This is a genomic window from Allocoleopsis sp., from assembly GCF_036703385.1.
GTDB lineage: Bacteria > Cyanobacteriota > Cyanobacteriia > Cyanobacteriales > Coleofasciculaceae > Allocoleopsis.
The window spans coordinates 1-6,644 of record NZ_DATNPA010000662.1; the positions used below are offsets into that span (position 1 = coordinate 1).

Sequence of the window (6,644 nt, forward strand, 5' to 3'; positions counted from 1 at the left end):
TGGGGAACAGCTGCATATTCAGTTAACAAACCCCACCGAAGCGGGGAAAGAAATTAAGATTGCGATCGCATACAGTGTAGAAAAACCCCAACGTGGTCTTTACTTCATTGTCCCCAATCCACACTACCCCAACAAACCCACCCAAGTTTGGACACAGGGCGAAGATGAGGACTCGCGCTTCTGGTTCCCCTGCTTCGACTACCCCGGACAGTTGGCAACCTCGGAAATTCGGGTTAAGGTTCCCAAACCCCTGATTGCTATTTCTAATGGTGAACTCATCGCCACGGAAGAAGACGGAGAGGACAAGATTTACCACTGGTTACAGCAGCAAGTTCATCCTACTTATTTAATGACCTTAGCGGTGGGTGACTTTGCCGAAATTCGGGATGAGTGGCGAGGCAAACCCGTTACCTATTATGTCGAAAAGGGGTATGAGGAAGACGCCCGCCGTAGCATGGGCAAAACGCCTCGGATGATGGAGTTCTTCAGCGAAAAGTTTGGCTATCCTTATCCTTTCCCCAAATACGCCCAAGTTTGCGTGGATGATTTCATCTTTGGCGGGATGGAGAATACCTCCACCACCTTACTCACCGATCGCTGCTTGCTGGATGAACGCGCTGCGATCGATAATGACCGCACGGAAAGTTTAGTCGCCCACGAACTCGCTCACCAGTGGTTTGGAGACTTAGTGGTGATTAAACACTGGTCTCATGCTTGGATTAAGGAAGGATTGGCTTCTTATTCCGAAGTATTTTGGACGGATTATGAGTATGGCAACGATGATGCCGCCTATTACTTGCTAGGTGAAGCGCAGAGTTACTTAGCCGAGGATAGTTCTCGCTATCGTCGCCCGATTGTGACTCATGTTTATCGGGAAGCGATCGAACTTTATGATCGGCACCTCTATGAAAAAGGGGCTTGCGTCTATCACATGATTCGCACCGAGTTAGGTGATGAGTTGTTCTGGAAAGCAATCCAGACGTTTGTTCAAGACAATGCCCACAATACCGTAGAAACCGTTGACTTGCTCCGGGCGATCGAAAAAGCAACCGGGCGCAACTTGTTATTTCTCTTTGACCAGTATGTCTTCCGAGGCGGACATCCGGATTACAAAGTTGCTTATTCCTGGGATGGAGATAGTCAGTTAGCAAAAGTTACAGTTACCCAAACTCAGGCGAAGAATGGCAATAACGGGAGTAATAGTGAGCTATTTGACCTGAAAATCCCCATTGCTTTTAGTTACACTCAGCAGGAGTCAGGGATTGTAGAGGCGGGTTTAGCCGATAACTCGAATAACCAATCGATCACTCCAGTACAAAACCCGCCCGTACTTAAGACGTTCACGGTGCGGGTGCATGAACGGGAACAGAGTTTTTACTTCCCCTTGGAGAAAAAGCCTCAATTTATTAGCTTCGATCGCGGCAATCATTACCTGAAAACCGTTGCTCTGGAATACCCCATCTCGGAACTCAAAGCTCAGTTACAATCTGATCCTGACCCCATCTCCCGCATCTATGCTGCCAAGGCGTTGGCGAAGAAGGGAGGTTTAGAAGCGGTGAAGGCACTTGCTGATGCGCTGATGAGTGACTCGTTTTGGGGTGTTCGCGCAGAGGCGGCAAAATGCTTAGCCCAAGTGAAGCTGGATCAGGCAACGGATGCTTTAATGGTGGGTTTAAACGACAAAGATGCCCGTGTGCGTCGGTCAGTGGTACAGGTGTTGAGTAAAATTAAGACATCTCAAAGCTACGCTGCCCTGAAACAGGTACTCGAAAACGGCGATGCTAGCTACTATGTGGAAGCTACGGCTGCCAGTGCTTTGGGTAAAATGGTGTCCGCGACTCTCAAAGACAAGGAAGATGAAGTTCTGCAATTGTTGAACAACGTCCTGAGAGAGAGGAGTGGATGGAATGAAGTGGTGCGGAGTGGTGCGATCGCAGGCTTGAGTCAGATGAAGTCTTCACCTGTCGCACTGGACGTAATTTTGGAATACACCACACCTGGTACTCCTCAACCCTTGCGTTTGAGTGCCATTCGTGCATTGGGTGCCATTTCTACCGGTCAGACTCCGAATAATACCGAGTGGATTTTAGAGCAATTAGAAGAACTGGCAGGAGAAACCTTCTTCCTAACCCAAGTCGCTGTTGTTGCAGCCTTGGGGCAAATGGAAACGGCTAAAGCGATCGCGGTTTTGCAATCCCTTGCCGATCAAACTCCCGATGGGCGAGTCCGCCGCATGGCAGAGGAAGCGATTCAGAGAGTCCAGAAGAATGTGGGTTCCGATCAAGCGGTGAAACAGTTGCGGGAAGAACTCGACCAACTGAAGAAAGAAAACCAGGAACTCAAAAGCCGCATGGAAAATCTCGAAGCGAAGTCCAAGTCTGCTAATTAAGAACTCAGTTTTAGGGGAGAACCCCCATCTTGTAGAGGCGAAATCTTGTAGGGGCTTGCCGGCGGGAAAGCCCCTACAAAGGGTCTATTTGCTTGCAACGGGAGGCACCCAGCTGTAGGGTGTGTTGCAACGCACCCTACTTGGGATAAACTTCTTCGTATCTTGGTAGCTTTTGTAACCCTTTTAACAAAGAGGTTATCTGCACAACGTGTCCCTCTACACATTTAGCAAGGCTTTTTCCTCATTAGACTACTGGAAAGAACACTCCCAAGAAGAAGTAGGTTGGATTACCTGAGGGGGTCAGTGGGTTTCCTGGTCAATGGGCACAGACTTCCTATTGTCTCATATTACGGCGCAAAATGTAGGAATCTGGGTAGAAGTTCCCTGATTTAATCAGACTATTGTTACTATTGGTATAGGTTAGCCTGGATTTACGGTTACAAAAATCAAATTTAATTTGTAGTAATGTATACTTATATTTAATAAAAAGAAAAAAATGAAATAATTCTATATATTGAGAGGCAAGTAAAAGGCGTGAGTCAGCATCAACTAGTCTTTCCTGCTCAGGAGTCAAGGGAACCACTCAGACGTTACGACGCAAAGGCGATCGCACGATATTACCGCTCCCGACCTTGGGCAGTCATTGCGCGTGCCCTCACTATTGTCGGGTCTTTTGTCAAATTTATTCTCAGCCTCAAGTGGGACGAATGGCGCAATCAGACTGAACAGAACAAGTTTAAACGAGCGGCTCAGCTACGGCACATCCTGACTCGTCTAGGACCCACCTTTATTAAAGTCGGACAAGCCCTCTCCACACGCCCCGACCTAGTCCGAAAAGATTTTTTAGACGAACTTGTTAAGTTACAAGACCAGCTACCGCCCTTTGATAATGCGCTAGCCTTATCGATCATTGAAACCGAGCTGGGACAATCCGTAACTGAATTATTTAGCGAAATTTCCTCCAAACCGATTGCTGCCGCCAGCCTAGGCCAAGTCTATCGCGCCTTTCTGCACACGGGAGAAGAAGTTGCGGTTAAGGTGCAACGCCCCAATTTGCTTCCAACCCTCACATTAGACCTGTATTTGATGCGTTGGGCGGCAAGTTGGCTTGCTCCTTGGCTGCCCCTAAATTTGGGACATGACCTCACGTTAATTGTTGATGAATTCGGCATCAAGTTATTTGAGGAAGTCGATTACATCAACGAAGGGCGCAACGCGGAAAAATTTGCCCACAATTTCCGCGATGACGCAACCGTGAAAGTACCTGCGATTTACTGGCGCTACAGTACTGTGCGAGTCCTGACTTTAGAGTGGATTCAGGGCGTTAAGTTAACCGACACCGCCAGTATTCGTGCCGCCGGACTGGATACTGACCAAATCATTCAAGTTGGCGTCATTTCTGGTTTGCGTCAGCTTTTGGAGCATGGTTTTTTCCATGCAGATCCCCATCCCGGCAACCTCTTTGCCCTCCCGGATGGGCGCATGGCGTATATTGACTTTGGCATGATGGATCAGCTAGAGCAATATACCAAGGAAGCGATCGCAGCGTCCGTGGTTCACCTGATCAATAAAGACTACGGGGAATTAGCCAAAAACTTTGTCAAGCTCGGATTTTTAACCCCGGATACCGATATAACGCCCATTATTCCAGCCTTAGAGGAAGTGCTGGGAGAAGCAATGGGTGAAAGTGTGCGTAACTTCAACTTCAAAACCATTACCGATCAATTCTCGGAGTTGATGTACGACTATCCTTTCCGGGTACCTGCAAAGTTTGCCCTGATTATTCGTTCCTTGGTAACGCAGGAAGGCTTAGCACTCACGTTGAATCCTAATTTCAAAATCGTTGAGGTATCTTACCCCTACGTGGCGCGGCGTCTTCTCACCGGTGAATCTCCAGAAATGCGACGCCATCTGATTGAAGTCTTGTTCAAAGATGGGAAGTTCCAATGGGAGCGCTTGGAGAATATGATTGCGATCGCACGTTCTGACCAAAGTTTCGATTTATTACCCACCGCTCAATTAGGGTTACAGTTTCTCCTTTCTGAAGAAGGTCGGTTTCTGCGGCGTCAGCTACTTTTAGCGCTCACTGAAGATGATCGACTCCACACACAAGAAGTTGAGCGTCTCTGGAACTTGGTCAAAGATGATTTGAAACCTGGACGTTTGTTGAATGTGGCACTCAATTCTCTGACTGAGCTTTCAATGGAGAGTGTCGCTTCAATTTTACCCTTGGCTACTGCACTGAAACCTGAATAGTTGTTATTTTCGACACTCAATAACTAGCTTGAGTTGGCACTCTGTGGTTCTTACCTCGGCTCCTCTGTGTCCTGAGCAGTTCATGAACCATCCCTTTTTCGGATAGGCTATTAATGGCTGATTAAGGCTGAGTTATCATACCCCTTGTGTTTTAAAATCTGCCCCTATCTACCTTAAAATTTAGGAGTTTTTCGTGTATAGCTTTCCAGAACCGCCATATTTTTTGTTGATTTTCGGCTTGTTTGCTGGCATGACCTCTGGTGCCGCCTTTGAAGCGACGCTAAAACAAAAAGTCCAGGAATGGTCAAAAAACCGCTCCACCCGTACCCTAGCTCAAATGAAAGGAGTCCAGTTACAAATGCCATTTCTGGGAATTGCGGCTGGAATTTGTGTCTTTCTCGCGGCTGGATTAGAGATATTTGGCTTTCCCTGGTGGTTGTCATATTCTATCTCGCTACCGCTCACCCTGTTTATTAGCGTCCTAGTTTGGTCGCAATTGGGTAAACTTCTAAATCAATTAGAGCGAGGTGGCTCAAAAGCCTTAGATTTAGATTCAATTAATTAATCAATAGCTGATTACAGCTCACCTTCTGCACCCTTAACCAGCCGTTACCCTTGAAATATTGACACGTTAGGGTGTGGAATGTGGGTTGCTTCTTTCGTGTGTTTTGGCAGACCGAACATCCTCAATCCGATCAATTTTTGCCTTAAGCCCTACAAAGGAGGGAGCACTGTAGCAGCAATTCGTCATCGGATCGTAGCCTTGCCAATTTTGAGCTTGGTAAACAAACCAATCTCGGTATTTTCCGTTGCCATCAAAGTCCCCTTCAAGCATCATCCAGTCGCCGCCCAGTGCAAAGCCAACATTGAGCTTTTCTAGTTCAGGATAGAGCCATTCTTCCAGCTGCTGTAAATCTGAAAAGATACCGGGATGCCAATAATCGCTTAGGCAGCTAGAAACTTCTATCCGATAACCCTGCTCAACTCGATAGATCCGGGCTTCAATATCATCTAGGGTAATTACCCGAACAACTTCTGTATTCACGCAAGTAACGTCCAAGTAATGTCTATATTATAAAATTTTCAACGGCCTTCACCGCCAGTCTTTAGTTGTATATAAACTAGCACAAGCGTAAAGGCTAGCAGTACTGTAGTAGCGGCGGCAGCGTAACCAAAATCAAACAGGGCAAAAGCTTGCTGGTAAATGTAGTAAACCAGCAAATTGGTGGAGTTAAGGGGGCCGCCTCCGGTGATGATATAAACCTGCTCGAAACTCCGCAGCGTAAAAATAGCCGTTGTAATTATGGCAAAGCTCAGAGTAGGTCGCAATCCTGGAAGAGTAATGTACCAGAACTTTTGCCAAGAGTTAGCGCCATCTAATTCAGCCGCTTCATATCGACTCGGAGGAATAGCTTGGAGTCCCGCGAGAAATACCACCATGTTAAAACCCAGCTGTTTCCAACTGCTTAATAAAATCAGAATGGGCATCGCCCAAGTCGTGCTACCTAGCCAGGAAATCGGTTTAAAACCGAGGGTACTGAGAAGCACATTCACGAAACCTTCGGTTTGGAACAGCCAGCGAAACCCTAGTCCGACGGCGACTAGAGAGGTAATGGATGGAATGAAATAGGCTGTTCGCAGCAGTCCCCGCAGAGCCAATGATTGATTTAATAGGACAGCTAAGCCCAAGGGAATAATCAGACTGGGAAGGACGGTGGCAAGGGTGAAATAAAGCGTATTGCCGAGAACTTGCCAAAAATCGGGGTCGAGTACCAAGCGGAGATAGTTTCTCAAACCAACCCAATGGATACCTGTTGAGGTCAAACTTCCAGTGGTAAAGCTGAGATAAAACAGATAAGCAATGGGCCAAAGGAGAAAGACGCCTAGGAGAATCAGGGCGGGGGCTAAGAAAATCCACGCTGCGATCGCATCATTATCTAGCAACTGCTGTTTAGAAGATGGCTGAGAATTATTCGTCATGGAAATCGGTCATTTATTA

5 protein-coding genes are annotated in these 6,644 nt (G+C 47.1%); 3 read left to right on the plus strand and 2 right to left on the minus strand.

Annotated elements, in window-relative coordinates; translation table 11 throughout:
* The 3 genes from V6C93_RS31320 to V6C93_RS31330 all read left to right on the plus strand — a co-directional run.
* Window positions 1-2,389 (plus strand): M1 family metallopeptidase (locus tag V6C93_RS31320; RefSeq protein ID WP_333480593.1); only part of this gene is annotated, 2,389 nt, incomplete at its 5' end.
* A 534-nt stretch (window positions 2,390-2,923) separates the two neighbouring features.
* On the plus strand, window positions 2,924-4,645 hold the full coding sequence (locus V6C93_RS31325) for an AarF/ABC1/UbiB kinase family protein (protein WP_333480594.1): 1,722 nt from the start codon (window positions 2,924-2,926) through the stop codon (window positions 4,643-4,645).
* 193 nt (window positions 4,646-4,838) lie between these two features.
* Complete coding sequence (locus tag V6C93_RS31330; protein ID WP_333480595.1) at window positions 4,839-5,210, plus strand: hypothetical protein; 372 nt, start codon at window positions 4,839-4,841, stop codon at window positions 5,208-5,210.
* A gap of 66 nt (window positions 5,211-5,276) precedes the next feature.
* On the opposite strand, the gene V6C93_RS31335 is transcribed toward V6C93_RS31330, so the two are convergent.
* The gene (locus V6C93_RS31335) at window positions 5,277-5,690 is read right to left on the minus strand and encodes a hypothetical protein (RefSeq protein WP_333480596.1); all 414 of its coding nucleotides are present in this window, start codon (window positions 5,688-5,690) and stop codon (window positions 5,277-5,279) included.
* A gap of 38 nt (window positions 5,691-5,728) precedes the next feature.
* Complete coding sequence (locus V6C93_RS31340) at window positions 5,729-6,625, minus strand: sugar ABC transporter permease (protein ID WP_333480597.1); 897 nt, start codon at window positions 6,623-6,625, stop codon at window positions 5,729-5,731.
* Between the last annotated feature and the right edge of the window lie 19 nt (window positions 6,626-6,644).